Here is a 20,147-nt window from a genome sequence, read left to right as displayed (position 1 = left end):
GCACTAGCGCCTGCCCGCGTCGCTCGCACCGGGAAAAGCAATGATCGCGAGGGCTGTCGTCCCATGCGCGACCATCTTCCCGGCCGCATCGTAAACGCGGCCTTCGGCGGTGGCCATCGTCGAGCCGATATGGACCGCGGTCGCTTCCGCGCGCAGGCGCTGGCCGTTCGGCGTGGCCGGCCGTACGAAGCGCACGTGCAAATCGGTCGTCGTTGCCAACCGATCTTGCGGGAGCTTCGTCTGCACGCAAAGCGTCAGCACCGTATCGAGCAGCGTCGAGATAAATCCGCCGTGCACCACCCCGGCGGGGTTGGCGGCCCACTCATGGGCTGCAACCGAAAAAGTGACGCGCCCCGGTTCCGCCGTTTCGAAGGCGAACTCGAAGGCGCTGCCAAGCGGCGGCGGCGGAATTTCGCCGGCGATCATCGCCTGCATCCATTCCAAATGCGGGCGCCCTGCCATGCCGCGCGCTACTTCGCGAAAATCGGTCCAGTTAAACGTGCGCTCGTGCGCCACTTGCATGATCTTCCTCCAAAGAGAGTGCGTCGCTGACGATCCGCCACGCCGCCGCATTGGCGGAGCGGAAAAATCCCATGTGTCCGATCGCTTTCACGCCGTAGGCGGGCGGATCGATCTCGCGGATCTCCGGCTGCGTACCGGTAAACACCGCCGCCAATCCCTCGATCGCCGCACGCGTGATCCACGCGTCATCGCTCGGCGCCAACATGAGCAGCGAGCCGTGATAGTTCGCGCCGTTGCGTAACGACGTCAGCGTCGGATCGTCGAGGAAATACCTTGGATTCATGACCCAGCGGCTCCATTCGCGCGCCACGCCGGGCGCCAGGTCCTCGCCGAAACCCATCCGCGATCCGGGTGAATAGCCGCAAATCGCGACCGCCAGCGGCGTAACGAATCGCATCAGCAGGTAGACGCGATAGCGCTCGCGCGGCGTCACGTATCCCCAATAGCCCAAACCGGAAGCAATCGTGACGGCACGCGCGATCTCGTGATTGTTCGGCGCGAGCAAGAGTGCGTGACCGCCGTACGAATGTCCGACCAGATGCAGCCGCGCAAGCGGGTAGCGTTCGCGCATCCACGCGATGACGCCGGGCGCGTCGAGTTCCCCCCAATCGCGCATGCGCGCTCTCGAGCGGCGCAACACGGACGGCGGCTCGCCCGATCCGCGGTAGTCATAGGTAACAACCGCCGCGCCCAGCGTCGCGAGATAGGCTGCCAAGCCGCCGTAGTAACCGCGCGGCACAGCCGTCGCGCCGCTGATTATCACCGCGGCGCGCGCCTCCTGCGGCTCGAACAGCGTGGCGCGCAGTGCGGCGCCGTCGAGCGCGGGAATGGTTAGGTCGCACATTGCTCGTCGAGCCAAGCGCGCAACGCGCCGCACACGTTGCGCGAATGCGCGCGCGAACGCAACCCTCGGACGAGTAAGACGGCCCCCTCGAGTGAGGCGACGACGAAATCCGTCGCTTGCTCGAGATCCATCGTCGCGCGCAACTCGCCGGTGGAAACGGCGCGCCGCAAGTTCCGATGCACGAGCGCGCGCATCACCTGAAAGGCGTCAGCAACGCGTTCGCGCAGGAACGGCAGCGCGTCGTCGGCTTCGATGCACACGTTCATCACCGGACAGCCGCCGTCGATAACCGGCCGCTCGCAATACCGCTCGAACGCGTCGATGTACGCGCGGATCCGTGCCAGTCCCGGCGCGACGGCGAGCAACGCTTTGGTGAAGTACGCGTCGACTTGCGCGTAAGCATAGTCGAACGCTTCCACCGCAAGTTCTTCCTTGCTCGCGAAATGGTTGTAGAGGCCGCCCTTCTCCAACTCGGTCGCTTCGAGAATGTCGGCGATCGACGTGCCCGCGAACCCGCGCCGGTTGAAGATCGGGGCGGCCGACGCGAGGATCGCGGCCCGCCGTTTCGAACCCCTCATAAAAACAGACCGTTCGGTCTGTAACCTTTGACATCCTTGAGGGCGTTGCACGAACGGCATGCAGTCACACGAGGAGCTGGTCGAGTTCGGCGCGCGGCGGTGGCTCATCGTCGTCGGCGTGATGTCGGCGACACTCCTGCAAGTGCTGGACGCCACCATCGTCAACGTCGCACTCCCGACGATTCAGGGCAACCTCGGCGCAAACTTCGACGACGGCGCCTGGATCGTCACCGGGTACATCATCGCGGCGGTGATCGTCATCCCGCTCACGCCCTGGCTGCAGCAGGTCTTCGGCCGGCGCAATTACTACGTCGGCGCGATCGTCGGCTTCACGATCACCTCGGGACTGTGCGGGACCGCGACGACGCTGAGCTCGCTCATCTTCTTTCGCGTCCTGCAAGGTCTGTGCGGCGGCGGATTGATCGCCACCGGCCAAGCGATCATGCGTGACACGTTTCCCGCCCGGCAACTCGGCTTGAGTCAAGCGCTCACCTCGATCGGTGCGGTGGTCGGTCCGTCGATCGGACCGACGCTCGGCGGCGTGCTGACCGACTCGCTTTCCTGGAATTGGATCTTCTACGTCAACATCGTCCCGGGAGTCATCTCCGGTGTTCTCTGCGCGATGCTGCTGCGCGATCCGCCGCGCCACGGACGCCCGTCGGTCGACGGGGTCGGGCTCGCCCTCATGGCGACGGGGTTGGGTTGTCTGCAATACGTGCTCGACGAGGGCGAACGGTACGACTGGTTCAGCGACACGAACATCCTCCTGACCGCCGCGCTTTCCGTCTCCTCGCTCGCGGCCTTTATCTACTGGGAGCTGCGGGTCGTGAAAAACCCGATCGTCGACATCGGCATCCTGATCCGCAATCGAACGGTTGCCGCCGGCTGTCTGCTCGGGATGGCGCTGGCATTCTCGCTCTTCGGCGGGATCATTCTCGCACCGCAATTCCAGCAGTTGCTCCTGAACTTCACCGCAACGCTCTCGGGCCTCTCGATCTTGTGCCGCGCGCTCGGGATCATGGTCATGACCTTCATCACGCTCGGCCTTCTGAACCGGTTGAAGATCCCCGCGCAAGTGCTCCTCGCGGTCGGCTTCATCATCGTCGGCATCGCCAACATCGACACGGCGAAAGTCCTGACCACGAACAGCGTCTTCGAGACGTTCATCTTTCCGCTGGTTCTCGGCGGCATCGGCTTCGGTTTGATCTTCGTTCCGCTTGCGGTTACCGTCCTGACCTCGGTCCACGGGATCGAGACGCAAAAGGCCACGGCGCTGCTGAATCTGTGCCAGCAACTCGGCGGTTCGGTTTCGACCGCAGTGTTGGTGACGCTGCTCGACCGGCGCGGTGCGTTTCATCAGGATCACCTGGCGGCGCAGATCACGCTTTCAAGTCCCGCCGTTCAGCACGCTCTCCAGGCGCATGCGCCGCTCACCAGCGTGGCCGCGCTGGTGGCGCAGCAAGCGAATACGATGGCATTCGCGGATGCATTCTACTTCCTCGGCGTCGTGACGTTCATTCTCACCCCGCTCGTGCTCTTGCTGCGTCCCGCGCGGGTCGCTCACGGCGCTCCCGCGCCGGTGGCCATCGGCGCGGAATGATCCGAGCCACCGCCAGGGGCAACCTCATTTCTCGTGCAAGTCCGATTCGGTGAGGACGCACGAGGAACGCTATCGTGAGCTCGCCGCGAAGCGCGAGCTGGCCCAGGCTCCGGCGGGAACGGAGGCAATCGAGAAACAGCACCAGCGCGGAAAGCGCACCGCGCACGAACGCATCGCCGCGCTCGTCGATCCGGGTTCGTTTACCGAACTCGATCAATTCGTCGTCCATCGCACGAGCGCGTTCGGCATGGACGAAAAGGAATTTCTCGGCGACGGCGTCGTGACCGGTCGCGCAACGATCGACGGGCGGCAAGTCTTTCTCTTCTCGCAAGACTTCACGGTCCTGGGCGGATCGCTCGGCGAAGCCTTCGCCGAGAAGATCTGCAAAGTGATGGATCTGGCGGTGCGCACCGGCTCGCCGATGATCGGCATCAACGACTCCGGCGGTGCGCGCATTCAGGAGGGCGTCGTCTCGCTCGGCGGCTATGCCGAGATTTTCTGGCGGAACGTGCAAGCCAGCGGCGTGGTGCCGCAACTCAGCTTGATCGCCGGCCCGTGTGCGGGCGGCGCCGTCTACTCGCCGGCGATCACCGACTTCATCATCATGACCGAGAAGATTTCGCAGATGTTCATTACCGGACCGGAGATCATCAAGACCGTGACCGGCGAGGACGTCACCTTCGAAGAGCTCGGCGGCGCGATGACGCACGCGACGCGCAGCGGCGTGGCCCACGTGGTTGCCTCCGACGAGGACGACCTCGCGCTGCAGACCAAGACGCTGCTCTCGTATATTCCGCAGAACAATCTCGAAGATCCGCCGCACTTCGCCTCCGACGACGATCCACAACGCGAAAATATGCAGCTCGACGACATCGTGCCCGACGCGCCGAACAAACCGTACGACATGCATGCGGTGATCGCAGGGATTCTCGATTACGGCGACTTCTTCGAGATCCAGCCGCTCTACGCGCAGAACATCCTGTGCGGTTTCGGCCGGATCGCCGGCCGCAGCGTCGGCGTGGTCGCCAATCAACCGAGCGTGCTCGCCGGCGTGCTCGACATCAAGTCGTCGATCAAGGCCGCGCGGTTCGTGCGCTTTTGCGACGCGTTCAACATTCCGTTGCTGACCTTCGTCGACGTTCCCGGCTTCTTACCCGGCGCCGACCAAGAATACGGCGGCATCATCCTCCACGGCGCCAAACTGCTCTACGCCTTCGCCGAGGCAACCGTCCCGAAGATCACGGTCATCACCCGCAAAGCCTACGGCGGTGCGTACGACGTCATGGCCTCCAAACACATTCGAGCGGACGTCAATCTCGCGTGGCCGACCGCCGAGATCGCGGTGATGGGCGCAGAGGGGGCGGTCAAGGTGATCAACCGGCGCGAGATCGCCGCCGCCAAGGACAAGAGCGCAAAGACCAAAGAGCTGATCGACGAATATACCGAGCGCTTCGCGAATCCATACATCGCGGCACAGCGCGGCTACGTTGATGACGTGATCGAAGCGCATCGCACGCGCGGAGTGATCGCGACCGCGCTCGAAATGCTCGAAAACAAACGGGTCGAGCGCCCCAAACGCAAACACGGCAACATCCCACTGTAAACCCGTCAAGGAGCACGCATGACCTCGCGTAAGGATTTTCTCATCGCCGGCACGTTAGCCGCCGCGGCGATACCGGTCGCGGCCGGGGCCAAAGGCGCGAAGCTCGATTTCGATCTAACGGCGTTTACCGAACTGCTCGATGGAGCGCAGTCGCACAAACATCTCTTCGCCTCGGTCGAGATTGACGGCGGCGAGGTTTTCGGCGCAATGCGCAACACGCTGAGCGCATATCACGACGTCGGCGTTGCGTCCGGCGACGTCTTTCCGGTCGCGGTGCTCTATCACGGCCCTGCGATTCTGTTGGGTTTCGACGATTGGATCTGGAATCGCTACGTCATTCCGTTCGAGCAAAAGAACCTGGCAAACAGGCTAGGGAAGCAGATTGCCTCCGTGCGCAGCGACGGCGGGACCGGCAACCCGTGCCTACGTCGCCAGGGCGGAAAAAACGACGCCTCGATCAGCGCGCTCATCGCCGACGCCGGCGCGTACTTCTTTATCTGCAACAATGCCGCGCACGGCTTCGCCGCGATGTTCGCGCGAACGGTCGATAAACCGGAGGACACCGTGTACGACGATCTCACCCGCCACCTGGTGCCGAACGCGATGCTCGTACCGGCAGGCGTATGGGCGATTCACGCCATCCAAGAGCAGCGCTTCACGCTGCTGCAGACGTCGTTGGCGCCGAATGCTTAAGCTCGCCGATGCTCCCATGATGGAGCACCGACGCCCGGATTCTCGATACCGTAGTGTTTGAAATTCGCCCATTGCTGCGGCAGCGGCGGGTGCATGCCGCGGCAGAGCACGATCGGCTGGTTCACTTCATAGGGCATTGCGTAGGGAGACTCTTCCGTGTGCGCGATGACGCGCGCCGAGGCGCAGATCCCGGCCCAATAGGCCGGATCGGCATTGACCGCGATGACGACCGAACCGTCGTACCCGCGCGGACCCCACAGGTAATATTGGTTGTTGCCACTGATCGCGGGCGGCAGGTTCGTGCCGTAGATGTCGATCGCGCTCGCGTCGGCGTAGGTCGGTGCGTAGATCGCCGCCCTGACGCGATCGCCCTCCGGCAGCGAGGCATACACGTCGCTGACGATCCGGGCCAGTTCGCGCCAGCCGAACTCGCCGGAGTAGACCTGCATCAGCGGCGCGCCAATGCCGGCGCGCTCCATCGGCGGCGGCTTGAACGTGCTGCGATCGAGCATCGCCTTGAAGCGCGCGACGGGCATGACGGGGAGCACGTACGGGAGCGCGAGCGTAGCATTCGCAGCCGCGAGAACGGCCCAGAGCGCGACCAGCGCGCGCGGCACCATCGTGCAGGCAGCCGCACCGAGCGCAAAGATCGTCGGATAGGCGCCCGCATAATAATACGCCTTGCCGTGCGTGATCACGATCAGCGCGCCCGTCACGACGAAGGTGACGGCGAGAAAACGAAACGGTGCAAGGCGACCTTGAACGAACGGCGCGATGATGCCGGTGATCCAGAGCGGCGCGAGCACGACGTTCAACAGAAAGATCTGCCCGAGCGTAAAGCCGATCGGGCCGCCGGTGAAGTTGCCCGAGTTGTCGTTGCGCACCAACTCCAGAAACGGAAAGCCGTGCGCGGCTTGCCAGATCACATTGGGCAGTGCGATCGCCGCGGCAATTGCAGCGCCGATCCAGAGATCGCGCGACCGGAACACCGAACGTGGACCGCAGAGCAACAGGCCGATCGCGATGCCGGCACCCCACATGAGGATCCCGTACCGTGTTTCGAAGGTAAGGCCTCCGACGAGGCCGGCCCACCAATATAGATGCGGCTCATCGCGACGCAGCGCGCGCGCGATCAAGTAGGCAACCGCGGTGAACCCGAGAGGCTCGAAGGTCGAGGTACCGAGCGTCCCCGACATGGCGGTGACGAGCGTCGCGCTCGCGACGGCAACCGCGGCAAGCCATGCCCCGCGCGTACTGGCACCGAGCAATTGCGCGAAGGCGACGGTCAAGGGGACCAGCGCGATCGTAGCGAGGACGCCGGGAAGACGCTCGAGCCAGACGTTCACGCCGCCGATCTGCATGAGCGCCGCGAGGAGCGGCACGAGCGGCGGCTGGTCGACGTAGCCGAAGGCCGGATGGCGGCCGCAGACGATGAAGTAGAGTTCGTTGGCGAAGAGGTGGTACGCTCCGGCCGTCGCCAAATGAACGATCGCCACCACCGCCGCAACGATGCCGGCGGCCCAGCGCGCACCCCTGCTCATGCGCTACGGATTGATCGGACGTGTCCGGTTGAATTCGATGATCTGATACTCGGAGATGCCTTCCCGCACGAAGGGATCTTCAGCCAGCATCGCGTCGACCTGCTCGCGCGTCATATCGTGCGTCACGATGATGCCGCCGGTCCGGGGATTCTGCGGACCTGACGTCAACAGGTGATGCGCCTCGAAATGGCGTTCGAGAAAGGCCCGATGCTCGGGCACCCAGCGATCCACCTCGTCGAGGGGTTTGAGGTAGCGCGAAATCAGTACGAACATGAGGCTTTCCGATTCGCGCGAGAGGACGAGGGCCCTTGCGCTGGTATCTAACCCCACGTGAAACTGCTCGAAGGAAAGCGCGCCCTGGTAACCGGCGTTGCCAACCGCTGGTCGATCGCGACCGGCATCGCGCGCAAGATGCACGAACACGGCGCACAGCTCGCGTTCACCTATCAGGGCGAGCGGGTGCGCGACGAGGTTGCGAAGCTCGCCGCGGAACTGGGTGGTGGTCCGGTCATCGAATGCGACGTCTCCAGCGACGCGTCGCTGGAAGCAATGCGCGACCGGGTGGGGCAGCATTTCGGTGCACTCGATGCGCTGGTCCATTCAATCGCCTTTGCCGACAAGGACGATCTGCGCGGCACGGTCTATGACACCTCGCGCAAGGGCTTCGCGCTCTCACTCGACGTCTCGGCCTACTCGTTGATCGCGCTCGTTTCCGCATTGCGTGAGGACTTCAATGACAACGCGTCGATCGTCGCGATGACCTATCTCGGCGCTACGCAGATCGTGCCGAACTACAATCTCATGGGCATCGCGAAAGCGGCGCTCGAATCATCGGTACGTTATTTGGCCTACGATCTCGGCGGGCGCGGCATTCGCGTGAACGCGATCTCGGCCGGTCCGATCAAGACCGCGAGCATGCGGCAAGTCGCGGGCGCAACGAAAATGCTCGACGTCGTACCGCAGGTCGCGCCGCTGCGCCGCAACGTGACCGCCGAAGACGTCGGCAACACCGCTGTGTACCTCGCGTCCGACCTCGCCGCGGCTGTCACCGCCGACGTGCACTTCGTCGACGCCGGATACCACGCGGTCGGCATGTACCCACCCGACTTCGGCTCGTGATCAGCGACGACGAGCTCGCGGCCATCGCTGCTGCGCTGGCTATGTTGATCGCGGATCGACGTCATCCTGAGGCGCGAGCGCAAGCGAGCCTCGAAGGACGCGAAGGATCGCGCTGGAAGCTCGCCGATCGCAATCCCGAACTCGAGATCGAAGATGTCCGCGCCCTTCGCTAAAATCCTCATCGCCAACCGCGGCGAGATCGCGGTGCGCATCATCCGCACGGCGCGCGAGATGTCGATCGCGACCGTCGCCGTCTACTCCGAGGCCGATCGCGACGCGATACACGTGCGGATGGCCGACGAAGCCTACCTTATCGGCCCCGCTGCGCCGTCCGCGAGCTATCTCAACATCGACGCGATTCTCGAGACGGCCAGACGCGCGGGTGCGCAAGCGATTCATCCGGGATATGGCTTCCTCGCCGAAAACGCGGCGTTCGCGCGGCGCATCATCGCCGCCGGATTGACCTGGATCGGCCCGCATCCCGATGCGATCGACGCGATGGGCGACAAGCTGCGCGCGCGGCAAGCGATGGCCAAGGCCGGCGTGCCGTTCGTTCCCGGCGGAACCGAAGCGATCGCGGACGTGGCCGGCGCGCGTGAAGCCGCGCTCGCCTACGGGTTACCCCTCGCGCTCAAAGCCTCGGGCGGCGGCGGCGGCAAGGGGCTCAAGGTCGCGCGCACGCTCGACGAGATCGAATCCGCCTTCACCACCGCGAGGCGCGAGGCCGAATCGTACTTCAAGAACGGCACGATCTACGCCGAGCGCTATCTCGAGAATCCCAAACACGTCGAGCTGCAGATTCTCGCCGACAAGCACGGCAACGTGCTGCACGTCGGCGAGCGCGACTGCTCGCTACAGCGGCGTCACCAAAAGCTCTGGGAAGAGGCACCCGCGCAGATTCCGCTCAAAGTGCGCCGCGCGATGCGCGAAGCCGGCGTGCGCGCCGCGCAAGCGATCGGCTACGACTCGGTCGGCACGATCGAGTGTCTGGTCAAAGGCGACGACTTCTTCTTCCTGGAGATGAACACGCGCATACAAGTCGAGCACACCGTCACCGAGATGATCTCCGGCCTCGACTTGATTCGCGAGCAGATTCGCGTCGCCGCCGGCGACGAACTCGGCTTCACTGAAGACGAGGTCACCTTCCACGGCGCCGCGATCGAAGGCCGAGTCAACGCCGAGGATCCCGCCGACAACTTTCGCCCGGCCCCCGGCACGGTCACCGCCTATCACGAACCGGGCGGGCTCGGCGTGCGCGTCGACTCCGCTGCCTATCCGGGCTACACGATCTCACCCGACTACGACTCGATGATCGCCAAACTCGTGGTCTGGGCGCCGACGCGCGCGCAGGCGATTGCACGTCTCGCCCGCGCAATCGACGAGTATGCGATCGAAGGCGTGCCGACGACGCTGCCGCTGCTGCGCGCATTGTGCGATGAGCCGAGCGTTCGCGACGCTTCGTACGGTACCGCGACACTCGAATCTTTCGCCGCGAAATTGTTCGATGGTTCCTCCGCAGGCGAGCGTAACAAGACTCAGCGAGCCGGAGGAGGGACCATCGAACTCGCGCTCGGCTACGGAGGGGGCGCTGAACCTTCGCCGCCGCAAGACCTACGGGTGCAGGTCAACGACAAACTGTATCGAGTTCGCGTTTTCGATTTGCCGCAGCGTGGTTCATTGCCCACAAAAAATGGCGCGCAGCGGCTGGCGCCGCGATCGACCGGGAAGAAACAGCGCGGCGCAGCGAGCGGAAACGACGTCGTTTCGCCGATGCACGGCGTCGTCGTCGAGATGAAGGTCTGTGCCGGGGACTCGATTGCCGAAGGTCAGGTCGTGGCGATCGTCGAGGCGATGAAGATGATGAACGAGATCCGCGCGCACAAGAGCGGCACGGTCAGCGCCGTTCACGCGGCGGCGGGCGCGACGATCGAGTCGCGCGCACCGCTCGTGACGGTCGAGTAGAGACGATCAGGTCCCGTCGGTTATCTCAGCTAGGTTCTGACCGAGCGCCGAGCGGATGAGGCACCGCGGCGGGCGACGAAAGCTGTCTGTATGGCACGCAAGTTCAACGCCAGCGGCATTCCCCTGGAACCTCGCTACGATCGTATCGAAGGCAAAGCTCACGAGCTGGGGGAGCCCGGCGACTTTCCGTTTGCGCGCGGTATCCGCGCCGACATGTACCGCGGTCGGCTCTGGACGATGCGGCAATACGCCGGCTTTGCAACCGCCGCCGAATCGAACGCGCGCTACCGCTATCTGCTTGCGCATGGGACGACCGGACTCTCGGTCGCATTCGACCTGCCCACTCAGCTCGGCCACGATTCCGACGCGCCGCTCGCCCGCGGCGAGGTGGGAAAGGTCGGCGTCGCGATCGACTCGATCGCCGACATGGAAACGCTCTTCGACGGCATTCCGCTCGAGAGCGTCACCGTTTCGATGACGATCAACGCGCCGGCTTCGATTCTGCTTGCGATGCTCCTCGCAGTTGCGCGCCGGCGGGGCATTTCGTTCGACGAGCTCGGCGGCACGATTCAAAACGACGTGCTCAAAGAATACGTCGCGCGCGGAACCTACATCTACCCGCCCGGCCCCTCGATGCGATTGGTCACCGACGTGATGGCCTACTGTGCGCGCGAGGTTCCGCAGTGGAATACGATCTCGATCTCGGGCTATCATATTCGCGAGGCCGGATCGACCGCGGTCGAAGAGATCGCCTTCACCCTCTCCAATGCCAAGGCGTATCTGAGAGCCGCGCGCGCGGCCGGGATCGATCTCGACCTGGTCGCGCCGCGCATCTCCTTTTTCTGGAACGCGCACAACGACTTCTTCGAAGAGATCGCCAAATTCCGCGCTGCTCGTTATCTGTGGGCGCACATCACGCGCGACGAATTCGGTTGCACCGATCCGCGCTCGCAGATGCTGCGTTTCCACACCCAGACCGGCGGGTCGACGCTCACCGCGCAAGAACCGGATAACAACGTCGTGCGCGTCACGCTGCAGGCGCTGGCTGCCGTGCTCGGCGGAACACAGTCGCTGCACACCAACGGCAAAGACGAAGCACTCGCACTGCCGACGGCGGAGAGCGCTAAGGTCGCACTGCGAACCCAGCAGATCATCGGTTACGAATCCGGCGTTGCCGACGTGGTCGACCCGATGGCCGGATCGTACTACGTGGAAACGCTGACCAACGAGCTGATCGAGCGGGCGCGCGCGCTGATCAAAGAAGTCGACGATCTGGGCGGGAGCATCGCCGCGATCGAAAGCGGGTGGATGCAATCCCGCATCGCCGACTCCGCCTACGAGGCGCAGCAGGCGATCGAGCGCGGAACGAGCATCGTCGTCGGCGTCAATGCGTTCGGGGAGAGCGAGAGCAGCGCGTCGATTCCACTGCAACGGATCGATGATGCGATCGAACGCGAACAGATCGCGCGGCTCCAGGCCTTCCGTGCAGCGCGCGATCGGGCGCGGCTCGAAGCAAGGCTGGCCGAGGTGCGGTCTGCCGCCGGCAGCGGCGAGAATCTGATTCCGCCCTTCATCGAAGCGGTCGATGCCGGCGCAACACTGGGCGAGATCTGCAACGTCTTGCGCGACGTCTTCGGCGTCTATCGCGCCAAAGAGGTCGTCGCGTGAACATCGATCACATCGCGATCGTCGTCAAAGACCTCGATGCCGCGCTCGAGCTCTACGTGCAAACACTTGGCTTCGCACCGATCTACCGCGAGACGATCGCGGACCAAGGTGTCGAAGCGGTGGGTTTGCAAGCCGGCGACTCAGCGATCGAACTCCTGCGTCCGCTCGACCCGAATTCGCCGATCGCGCGCTTTCGCGGCGAAGCGGAGACGAGGCTCCACCACACCGCCTACCGCGTCGACGATCTCGTTACGGCGTTGGCCGACTATAAGGCCAAGGGCGTGCGTTTGATCGACGAGCATCCGCGCAAGGGCGCGCACGGGAATCTGATCGCCTTCCTTCATCCCAAGTCGACCGGCGGCGTGCTGATCGAGCTCTGCCAGCGCGACCACACGTAGCCGAGTCGACGTCAGAGATTGGGCGCCAGCCGAACGTCGAGACCGGTCTCGAAGGTGCGATCCCAAGGAAGGGTGATCGCGATCGCGGTGATGTGCAAGTTCGGATAGAGTTGCGCGAGCGTTGCTTCCGCGTCGTTCCAGAGTAGTGCGCGGTCGCGCTGCGCGGTCGGTGCGGCGATCGCGGGAGCGAGCAGCGAGTGATCGGTCACGCCCTGTGCCGCGAGCCAATCGTTGAGGTCGGGCCGCACGGCGTCGTGAAAGTCGACGTCGTCGACGAAGCGCATAAACGTGAACGTTTCGTGCGCAAGCGCGTCGTAGCTGTGTAAGCGCCGCCCGGCTCCGGCCGCGATCGCTTCGGCCAGTGCGGTTCCCGTGCTATTGGCGTCGGTATTCCAGGCCGCGTACGCATCGAGACGGCGCGCCAAACCCGAGCTCAAGAGCGCTTGAGCAAAGGCCTGCTGCTGCGCATAGCTTCCTTCGAACGAGAGATCGACCACGGCGACCGAACGTCCATCATCGAGATCGCCGCGCATCGCCGCCATGAACGCGTCATCGAGCGCGGGGCCGGTGTTCGGCAGATGCACGTAGAGGACGATCTGCGGGGCAGCATCGTCGCGCACGCCGCCGCAGAGTGCGATCAGGTCGTCGATCGTCACGCCGATCGGCGTGAACTCGAGCGGGTCCTGATATTGCGCGCCCAGCGGCGTCGAGTACCGCACGGCGATGTGCGGCGTCCAGTGCGCGGCGCGCGCAAGCGCGTGCGCCACCAGCGACATCCCAAGTTCATCGGCGCCCGGTTCGATCGAGGCGCGCGAACCGAGATCGGCGCTCGCCAAATACCGCTGCAGCGCATCGACTTCCGGAACGTGCAGCCCGTACGGTTTGGCATCGTCTTGGCCAAGCACGAGGCGATCGATCGCACCGGCCTTGGCTTTGTCGATCAATAGATGATCGACGCCGTAATCACGGGCGCGCGTCTGCAGATACGCCTCGAGTAGCGGTGCGCCGATCAGCTCGCGCAGATGCGCCGCTTCGGCCTCTTCCGACGGTTCGAGCGGGTCGTGAAGATTGGCGTATTGCTGCAGGTACGCCCAGGCCGGATAGGGCGCGAAGTACGGTGTCCAGGCGGGTACTCCGGTCGGAGCCAAACGCATGATCGTCCCGAACACGCCGATCCATGCGCCGGAATACCGCGAATGCAACGCATCGAGTTCACGCAACCGTTGATATGCGTCGAGATAGCTTGGACCCGGAACCCGCGAGGCCGTCAGTCCGCCGTATGCGAGCATGTCGCTCGAGAGCACGTAGGCTCCTCCGCGCGGCGCCGTGCCGTTGAGCCAGGCGATGATCGCGTCGGGTTTGCCGGGCTGTAAGTAGTTTCCGAGCAACGCTCGCGGTGGTGCCAGGACGGGACGGCCCGCAATGGGTCCCAGCATGAGCGGAAGCTGCAGCGTCACCGGACGATCGTCCATCGGTACGAACACGATCGGCGCGACGATCATCGCGAGCAGGCGAATGAAGCAAGCTAGAGCAGCGATCGGAGCGTCGCCCCCTGCAAGAGTGCTCGCGCTTCATCGGCACGCACCCCGCGTGCGATCATCACGGCGGCGACCTTCACGCGGCCGCCGGCATCAGCCAGCGCCTCACGCGCCCGTATCTCGTCGGCACCGGTGAGCGCGCGCACCAAACGCACGGCGCGCGCGCGCAGTTTTTCGTTGGTCGCGACCATGTCGACCATGAGGTTGTCATACACTCTTCCGAGCCGAACCATGACGGCGGTCGAGATCGCGTTGAGCGCGATCTTCTGTGCGGTTCCGGCCTTCAAACGGGTCGAACCGCTCACCACTTCGGCGCCGGTCGGTACGGTGATCGCTTCGTCCGCGATTCGCGCGAGCGCCGATGAGGCGCTGCTGGTGATCGCGATCGTGAGCGCGCCGATCGCTCGAGCGCGCTCGAGCGCCGCGACGACGAAGCGCGCGCCGCCGCTCGCGGAGAGTCCGATCACCACGTCGGCGCTTCGCACGTGATCGCGCATCTCCGCATCGCCCGCTTCCGCGTCGTCTTCTGCACCCTCGATCGCGGTGCGAAGCGCCGCGGCGCCGCCGGCGATGTGCGCGCATACCAACTCGGGCGGGGTGCCGAACGTCGGCGGCATCTCCGCGGCATCCAGGGTCGCCAGACGCCCGCTCGTTCCGGCGCCGACGTAGTGGAGCCGCCCGCCGGCCTCTAGGCGCGCGGCGATGGCATCGACGACGCGCGCAATCGTGGCGCTTTGAGCGCGCACCGCAGCCACCGCGTCGGCGTGATCGCGCACAAGCAAATCGACCAATTCGCGCGTCGGTAGGAGATCGAGCCCTTCGCTTCGGGCGTTGCGGCCCTCGGTCGGCGGCAGCGTTTCGCTCACCGTGCGTGCAGCCGCCGGGCCAGTTCGAGCGCGCCGTGCGCGGGCGAAGGCGGTGATTTGATCGGATGCAGCAGCGGAAAGTCACTCCCCAGACGCGTTTCGATCAGAAACGAAAGCACCGAGTTCTCGCGCAGCAGTCCCCCCGCAAAGACGAGCGGTAACTCGCGTCCCTCGATCTGCGCACGGCGCACCAGTGCCTTGATCAGATCGACCAGTTCGAGCGCAGCCGCCTGCACGATCTTGGTCGCGAGCCGCTCCCCCGCGCTCGCACGTTCGATCACCAGCGGCGCGATCGATGCGATCGTGCTGACCGAGTCGCCGCCGGAATAGATGCGATCCAGGATGGCTTGGCCGTCGCGTGCATCGAGACGCTCCTCGATCGCGGTAAAGAGCGGCTCGTGCGCCGTCCGTCCGTCGTAGTTGCGCAAGAGCTGCGCCAGCGCGGCGCGCCCGATCGTAAATCCCGAGCCGTCGTCACCGAGCAGATAGCCGTACCCGCCGGCGCGGTAGGCGACGTTCGCGATCCGTGCATACGCGATCGATCCGGTTCCGGCAATGAGCACGGCGGCGTCACCGTGCGGAATCGCGGCGCGCAGCGCGATCTCGGCATCATCGTACACCGCGATCGTCGCACCGGGAAAATGACCGCGCAGCGCCGCCTGGAGCGCCTGCGCCCGCGACGGATCCCCGGCGCCGGCCGCGCCGACCGCGAGCACGTCGAGCGCCAAGCCCGCCAATCCCTCGAGTGCGGCTTGCGCGATACGCTGCGCCGACCACTCGATACCGGCGGTTCGCACGTTGGCCCCGTCGCCCCGATGCTGCGTGCGCGCACCGTCACGCTCGACGATGCACTCGATCGACGTTCCTCCGGCATCGATGCCTACGAGGATTGGCACTCCTTCTCCACCTCCGAGATCAGCCGGCGCAATTCGAACGGCGCGATCGCACCCAGGGGCACCGCTCGCGACGCACCGGTGACGCGCGGCACGTTTGCAGCGCGCTCGCGCAGCGTTTCGTAGCCGAGGACGGCGAAGGCGATCGCCTCTTTGGCGTCGCCCGGCAACCCCACGACGTCGCTCGGTTCGACGCGAGCCTGCGGAAGCCGCTCCGCGATGCGGCGCATCAAGGCAAGATTCCGCGCACCGCCGCCGCTGCACAGGACGCGCGCTTGCGCCAGGCCGAGCGACGCGATCGCACCGGCAACGGCAATCGCGGTCAGTTCGGTCAACGTTGCGGCGCCGTCCTCGATCGAGAGCCGATCCAACTCCTGCGCGTATGCCTGCAGAAACTGCGCGCCGAAACGCTCGCGCCCGGTCGACTTCGGCGGCGGCTGCGCAAAGTACGGATCGCCGAGCATCGCGATCAAGGCGGCCTCGTTCGCCGTCCCTGCCGCGGCAAGCGCGCCGTCCTCGTCGTATCGGAGCGCGCCCTCCGTACGCTGCTGCACGAAGGCGTCGATCAGCATCATGCCCGGTCCGCAATCGAATGCCGTCAGGTCGTGCGGCGTGCAGCCCCGGGGCAGCGCGGTGAGGTTCGCGATGCCTCCGATGTTCACCGCAACGCGATCCTCGTTCGCGTCCGCGAGCAGCATCGCATCGACGTAGGGCACGAGCGGCGCGCCGGTTCCGCCGACGACGCAGTCGGCACTGCGGAAGTCGTAACAAACGGTGGCTTGCAGAGCCTCACGCAAGACGAACGGATCGCCGATCTGCATGGTCACGTGCGCGGCGCCGTCGTGAAAGATCGTTTGTCCGTGCGAAGCGATATAGTCGACGGTGAGCGATCCGCACGCGGCGCGCGCAGCCCGCGCGTAGGCCGACCCGAGCCGCCGGTGCAAATCCGCGATCGCCGGCGCATTCGCCTCGTTGGGCGGAAGCGCGGCCCGCAGCGCGCCCGCCAGCTCCCGATCGTACGGCAGCGTAACGAAGTTCATCAGGCCGATCGCATAGCCGTCATCGCGCGGCGCAATGCGCACCAGTGCCGCATCGATACCGTCCAGCGACGTACCGCTCATCAAACCGATGGCAATCACCAGACCCCCTAGCCGAACGTTTCGATGACCGCGTCGTAAAACGCCGCTCGCAGCGGGCGGGAATCTTCGCGCCCGAAATAGACGGCGTTGGTGAGCAGCACTGCCTGGAGGTCGCGATCGGGATCGGCCCACACGCACGTTCCCGTAAAACCGGTGTGCCCGAAGCTGCGCGGCCCGAAGCGCGCGCCGCATGAATTTTCGTCGGTCGTCTTGAGCGCCCAGCCGAGACCGCGGCGCAGCACCGGATCGTCGGCCGCACATGCGATCGCTTCGCGGGCGAGGCTGGACGGTAACGCGCTTTGCGCGCGCCCGCAGGCCGAGGCCAGATACGGTTCGACCAGTGCGGCTACGTCGCGCGCGCCGGCGAAGAGCCCGGCGTGACCGGCGGCGCCGTTCATCAGATACGCCTTCTCATCGTGCACCCGTCCCTGCACGCGCCCGCGCCAGCCGTCATCTTCGGTCGCCGGAATAGCGAGCCGCTCGCGCTCGTGGGGATTGAACCCGACGCCGCCTCCCCAAATGCGGCCGATTTGCGCGGCGAGCGAGCGCGACCTCGTCCGCTCGAGCACGACGCCGAGCGCGATGAAACCGAGATCGCTGTAGATCACGCGTGCTTCCGGCTGCGCGACCAGCGGCCGCGAGAGCGCGAAGCTGCGCACGTCGTCGTTGAGGATCGCGCGATAGTCGGCGCCCGAGTTCATGCCCGACGTGTGCGCGAGCAGCATGCGCAGCGTGATCGCTTCGTGCGGCGTGCCCTTCCACTGCGTAATGTGGCCGGAGAGCGGTGCATCGAGCGTCAACGACCCCGATGCAACCAGCCCCAACGCCAACGTTGCGACGTACAGTTTGGTGATCGACGCGAGGTCGAAGCGCGTATCGACGTACACCGGGCGTCCGCACGCATCGAGGCGGGTCGTGCCGAACGCGCGCTCGTAGACGAGTTCGCCGCCGCGCTCGATGCGTGCCACCGCAGCGGTGAAGCGCCGGCCAAGCGCAGCACGCAGGACGTCGTCGACCGCCTCGAAGGTGCTAGCCGCGCTAAGCGAGCGCAACCGGCAACACCCCGAACGACGGTACACCGTGGAAGATCACGTCGGCTAAACCGGCCAAACTCGTCGCGTCGTTGCCGTATGCGGCGAGCAGGTGACGCGCTCGGTGCAGCAGCGGTACGTCGTACGGCTCGCCGGTCGAGACAACCAACGTGTCGGGGGCCTGATCGATGATCGCCTCGATCGCGTGCCGTTGCCCGTCATGAAGATGCGCGCGGTGAGCGAGCACGAGCGGCCGCAAGTTCGATGCGGCGAGCGCTTCGAGCAGGTGCATTCGGTCGCGTTCGCCGGGATCGATTGCGACGCGCCGTTCTTCCAGCACCGGCACGTGTTCGGCGAGGGATCCTTCACCGAATACGACAGCGATGTCGGCAACGGCATCGGCTCGCGGTACGCCGCGCACGAGCGTGATCGCATCCCGAGCGATGCGTCGTCCGATACCCGGATGGGGCGCGGGAACGTCGTCGGTGAGCGGCGGCTGCGCGCGCGCGCGCAATCGCTGCACCCGCCCGTGCGCCTCCTGCAGCCGCTCGAGCGGCACCTCCCCGCGTTCGACCGCGGCCGCAAGGTGCTGCGCTGCCTCGAATGCGAGTTCGGGATCGTGGCTGACCAAGGCGCAATCGGCGCCCGCGGCGATCGCTTCGGTCACGCCGCGGACCGTGCCCACGCTCTTGGCAATCGCGTCCATCTGCATGCAATCGGTAAAGACGACGCCGTCGTACCGCCACGCTTCGCGCAGCACACCGGTCAGAAAGTGACGTGAGAGCGAGGCGGGCCGCTCGTCATCGACGGACGGCACGGCGACGTGCGCCGCCATGATCGCATCGGCCTCGCGCGCGAGCGCTTGAAACGGAACCAGGTCACGCCCGCGCAGCATCGCTTCATCGACATCCAGCCGCGCGCCGCCGAGATGCGTATCAAATGAAGTCGCGCCATGACCGGGAAAGTGCTTGAAGGTCGGGGTGATTCCGCCGCGCATCAGGCCGCGCGCAAATGCCCCGCCCAGGCGCGTCACCAAATCCGGGGAAGACCCGAACGCGCGCGTGCCGATTACGGTATTGCGCGGATCGATCGCCAAATCGAGGACCGGAGCAAAATCGAGCGTGCAGCCGATGCGCCGCAGATCGTACGCCACCGCCTCGCCCGCTGACGCCGCGAACGCTTGATCGGCCACCGCGCCTACGGCCATCATCGACGGGAGCCCTTCGACCTGCGCGCGCAGACGCATGATTCGTCCCCCCTCCTGATCGATGGCAACGATCGGGGACGGTTCCACGCGCGCGCGCAAAGAGTCGGTGAGCGCGCGCGCCTGCCGCGGCTCTTCGAGATTGCGCGCGAATAAAATGAACCCGGCAAACGGCACGCGACACAGCGCATGCTCCAATTCCGCATCCATCGAAGTGCCGGAGAAGCCCGTGACGATGACGCCGCTCGCGAGTTCGAGCAGGGTCAAGGACGTTCTCAAATGCGGATCGTTTGCGCGACGAGCCGGCCGCCCACCATGTAGACGGAGATATCGACGTGCTCTCCGCGCCGCAGATCGGAGAGCGTGCCATACCCGCCGCGGCGGTAGATCGTCGTGGACGGCACGACCGCCACGAGCGTGCGGTGCGGGCCGTCGCGCACGACGAGCATACCGCCCGGATAATCGACCGATTCGATTCGTCCGCGGATCTCGTTGGCGGGGCGCGCTCTGCTCCCCGAGTCGAGCGAGCGGTACACGTTCGGCGTTGCCGTCTGCGCCTGTGCGAAAGCGGCAGCGCTCGACGCGAGGCACGCGCCGATACAGACAAAAATCACTGCCGCTCGCTTGACCTGCACGATTCAGTCCCCGTTCTCAAGTAGACGCACATAGGCCTCGCGCGCCGAAAGGCCGTCGAGCCCTCCGCTTCGAGAACGTTCCGCAAGCTCGCGCAATTCCACCACACCGGCGTCATCGGCCCGTTTGCCGGCCAAGATGAGCCGTAAAGCAACCAAGGTCAAATCCGGCGTGCGTGCTCCGAGCATCCGGATTCCCTCGTAGAACGGCGCCGCGGCGGCCAACTCGCTGCGATTTGCAAGCAAAGCTTCGATCACCTCGGACTTGCGCGGCGTCCCGGTGAGAAGATACTCATCGATCAACTCGAAGTGCATG

21 protein-coding genes are annotated in these 20,147 nt (G+C 65.4%); 8 read left to right on the top strand and 13 right to left on the bottom strand.

Annotated features, from left to right (window positions below; genetic code table 11):
* Window positions 1–3: 3 nt before the first annotated feature.
* Genes VMF11_07790 through VMF11_07780 form a run of 3 tightly spaced genes read right to left on the bottom strand, consistent with a single transcriptional unit; the run spans window position 4 to window position 1,944 of the window.
* Entirely contained in the window at window positions 4–516 is a 513-nt protein-coding gene (locus tag VMF11_07790) for a PaaI family thioesterase (protein ID HTU70210.1), read from the bottom strand.
* Entirely contained in the window at window positions 494–1,366 is an 873-nt protein-coding gene (locus VMF11_07785; GenBank protein HTU70209.1) for an alpha/beta fold hydrolase, read from the bottom strand. The genes VMF11_07790 and VMF11_07785 overlap by 23 nt, the downstream gene beginning before the upstream one ends.
* Window positions 1,354–1,944 carry a TetR/AcrR family transcriptional regulator gene (locus VMF11_07780; protein ID HTU70208.1) on the bottom strand — a complete coding sequence of 197 codons (591 nt, stop codon included), beginning with the start codon at window positions 1,942–1,944 and terminating at the stop codon, window positions 1,354–1,356. Before VMF11_07780 ends, VMF11_07785 begins: the two co-directional genes overlap by 13 nt.
* A gap of 58 nt (window positions 1,945–2,002) precedes the next feature.
* On the opposite strand from VMF11_07780, the gene VMF11_07775 reads away from it, so the two are divergent.
* Genes VMF11_07775 through VMF11_07765 form a run of 3 tightly spaced genes read left to right on the top strand, consistent with a single transcriptional unit; the run spans window position 2,003 to window position 5,840 of the window.
* Window positions 2,003–3,544, top strand: a complete 1,542-nt coding sequence (locus VMF11_07775; protein ID HTU70207.1) for a DHA2 family efflux MFS transporter permease subunit — start codon at window positions 2,003–2,005, stop codon at window positions 3,542–3,544.
* 49 nt (window positions 3,545–3,593) lie between these two features.
* Complete coding sequence (locus tag VMF11_07770; protein ID HTU70206.1) at window positions 3,594–5,147, top strand: acyl-CoA carboxylase subunit beta; 1,554 nt, start codon at window positions 3,594–3,596, stop codon at window positions 5,145–5,147.
* A gap of 18 nt (window positions 5,148–5,165) precedes the next feature.
* Window positions 5,166–5,840 (top strand): hypothetical protein, encoded by a 675-nt coding sequence (locus VMF11_07765; protein ID HTU70205.1) that lies wholly within the window; start codon window positions 5,166–5,168, stop codon window positions 5,838–5,840.
* Here the strand turns inward: VMF11_07765 and VMF11_07760 are convergent.
* Together VMF11_07760 and VMF11_07755 are read right to left on the bottom strand one after the other, a co-directional pair.
* Entirely contained in the window at window positions 5,837–7,381 is a 1,545-nt protein-coding gene (locus VMF11_07760) for a glycosyltransferase family 39 protein (protein ID HTU70204.1), read from the bottom strand. The two genes, VMF11_07765 and VMF11_07760, sit on opposite strands and share 4 nt — an antisense overlap.
* 3 nt (window positions 7,382–7,384) lie before the next feature.
* Window positions 7,385–7,654, bottom strand: coding sequence for a YciI family protein (locus tag VMF11_07755; GenBank protein ID HTU70203.1), 270 nt, complete (start codon window positions 7,652–7,654; stop codon window positions 7,385–7,387).
* Window positions 7,655–7,711: 57 nt separating this feature from the next.
* On the opposite strand from VMF11_07755, the gene VMF11_07750 reads away from it, so the two are divergent.
* From VMF11_07750 to mce, 5 genes are all read left to right on the top strand, one after another.
* Window positions 7,712–8,500: an enoyl-ACP reductase gene (locus VMF11_07750; GenBank protein HTU70202.1), complete on the top strand. Its 789-nt coding sequence runs from the start codon at window positions 7,712–7,714 to the stop codon at window positions 8,498–8,500.
* Complete coding sequence (locus VMF11_07745; protein HTU70201.1) at window positions 8,497–8,673, top strand: hypothetical protein; 177 nt, start codon at window positions 8,497–8,499, stop codon at window positions 8,671–8,673. The genes VMF11_07750 and VMF11_07745 overlap by 4 nt, the downstream gene beginning before the upstream one ends.
* Window positions 8,654–10,462, top strand: a complete 1,809-nt coding sequence (locus VMF11_07740; GenBank protein HTU70200.1) for an acetyl-CoA carboxylase biotin carboxylase subunit — start codon at window positions 8,654–8,656, stop codon at window positions 10,460–10,462. The genes VMF11_07745 and VMF11_07740 overlap by 20 nt, the downstream gene beginning before the upstream one ends.
* Before the next feature lie 90 nt (window positions 10,463–10,552).
* Window positions 10,553–12,130, top strand: a complete 1,578-nt coding sequence (locus tag VMF11_07735; GenBank protein ID HTU70199.1) for a methylmalonyl-CoA mutase family protein — start codon at window positions 10,553–10,555, stop codon at window positions 12,128–12,130.
* The gene (mce, locus tag VMF11_07730) at window positions 12,127–12,528 is read left to right on the top strand and encodes a methylmalonyl-CoA epimerase (protein HTU70198.1); all 402 of its coding nucleotides are present in this window, start codon (window positions 12,127–12,129) and stop codon (window positions 12,526–12,528) included. Before VMF11_07735 ends, mce begins: the two co-directional genes overlap by 4 nt.
* 11 nt (window positions 12,529–12,539) lie before the next feature.
* Here the strand turns inward: mce and VMF11_07725 are convergent, their stop codons facing one another.
* From VMF11_07725 to VMF11_07690, 8 genes are read right to left on the bottom strand one after another with little or no spacing between them, the layout of a single operon-like run.
* Window positions 12,540–14,030: a DUF4127 family protein gene (locus VMF11_07725; protein HTU70197.1), complete on the bottom strand. Its 1,491-nt coding sequence runs from the start codon at window positions 14,028–14,030 to the stop codon at window positions 12,540–12,542.
* Window positions 14,031–14,053: 23 nt separating this feature from the next.
* On the bottom strand, window positions 14,054–14,932 hold the full coding sequence (locus tag VMF11_07720) for an N-acetylmuramic acid 6-phosphate etherase (protein ID HTU70196.1): 879 nt from the start codon (window positions 14,930–14,932) through the stop codon (window positions 14,054–14,056).
* Complete coding sequence (locus VMF11_07715) at window positions 14,929–15,828, bottom strand: BadF/BadG/BcrA/BcrD ATPase family protein (GenBank protein HTU70195.1); 900 nt, start codon at window positions 15,826–15,828, stop codon at window positions 14,929–14,931. The genes VMF11_07720 and VMF11_07715 overlap by 4 nt, the downstream gene beginning before the upstream one ends.
* Window positions 15,813–16,964 carry an anhydro-N-acetylmuramic acid kinase gene (locus tag VMF11_07710; protein ID HTU70194.1) on the bottom strand — a complete coding sequence of 384 codons (1,152 nt, stop codon included), beginning with the start codon at window positions 16,962–16,964 and terminating at the stop codon, window positions 15,813–15,815. Before VMF11_07710 ends, VMF11_07715 begins: the two co-directional genes overlap by 16 nt.
* Before the next feature lie 8 nt (window positions 16,965–16,972).
* A complete protein-coding gene (locus tag VMF11_07705) occupies window positions 16,973–18,016 on the bottom strand; it encodes a serine hydrolase domain-containing protein (GenBank protein HTU70193.1) in 1,044 nt (347 codons plus the stop codon).
* Window positions 18,003–19,478 carry a beta-N-acetylhexosaminidase gene (gene nagZ / locus VMF11_07700; GenBank protein HTU70192.1) on the bottom strand — a complete coding sequence of 492 codons (1,476 nt, stop codon included), beginning with the start codon at window positions 19,476–19,478 and terminating at the stop codon, window positions 18,003–18,005. The genes VMF11_07705 and nagZ overlap by 14 nt, the downstream gene beginning before the upstream one ends.
* On the bottom strand, window positions 19,475–19,813 hold the full coding sequence (locus VMF11_07695) for a hypothetical protein (GenBank protein ID HTU70191.1): 339 nt from the start codon (window positions 19,811–19,813) through the stop codon (window positions 19,475–19,477). Before VMF11_07695 ends, nagZ begins: the two co-directional genes overlap by 4 nt.
* 24 nt (window positions 19,814–19,837) lie before the next feature.
* A complete protein-coding gene (locus tag VMF11_07690) occupies window positions 19,838–20,146 on the bottom strand; it encodes a hypothetical protein (GenBank protein HTU70190.1) in 309 nt (102 codons plus the stop codon).
* Window position 20,147 lies beyond the last annotated feature (1 nt).

The sequence above is a fragment of the Candidatus Baltobacteraceae bacterium genome (assembly GCA_035502855.1).
Lineage (GTDB): Bacteria > Vulcanimicrobiota > Vulcanimicrobiia > Vulcanimicrobiales > Vulcanimicrobiaceae > Aquilonibacter.
The sequence above is the reverse complement of the archived record's forward strand: the minus strand, read 5'-3'. Positions and strand labels throughout refer to the sequence as shown.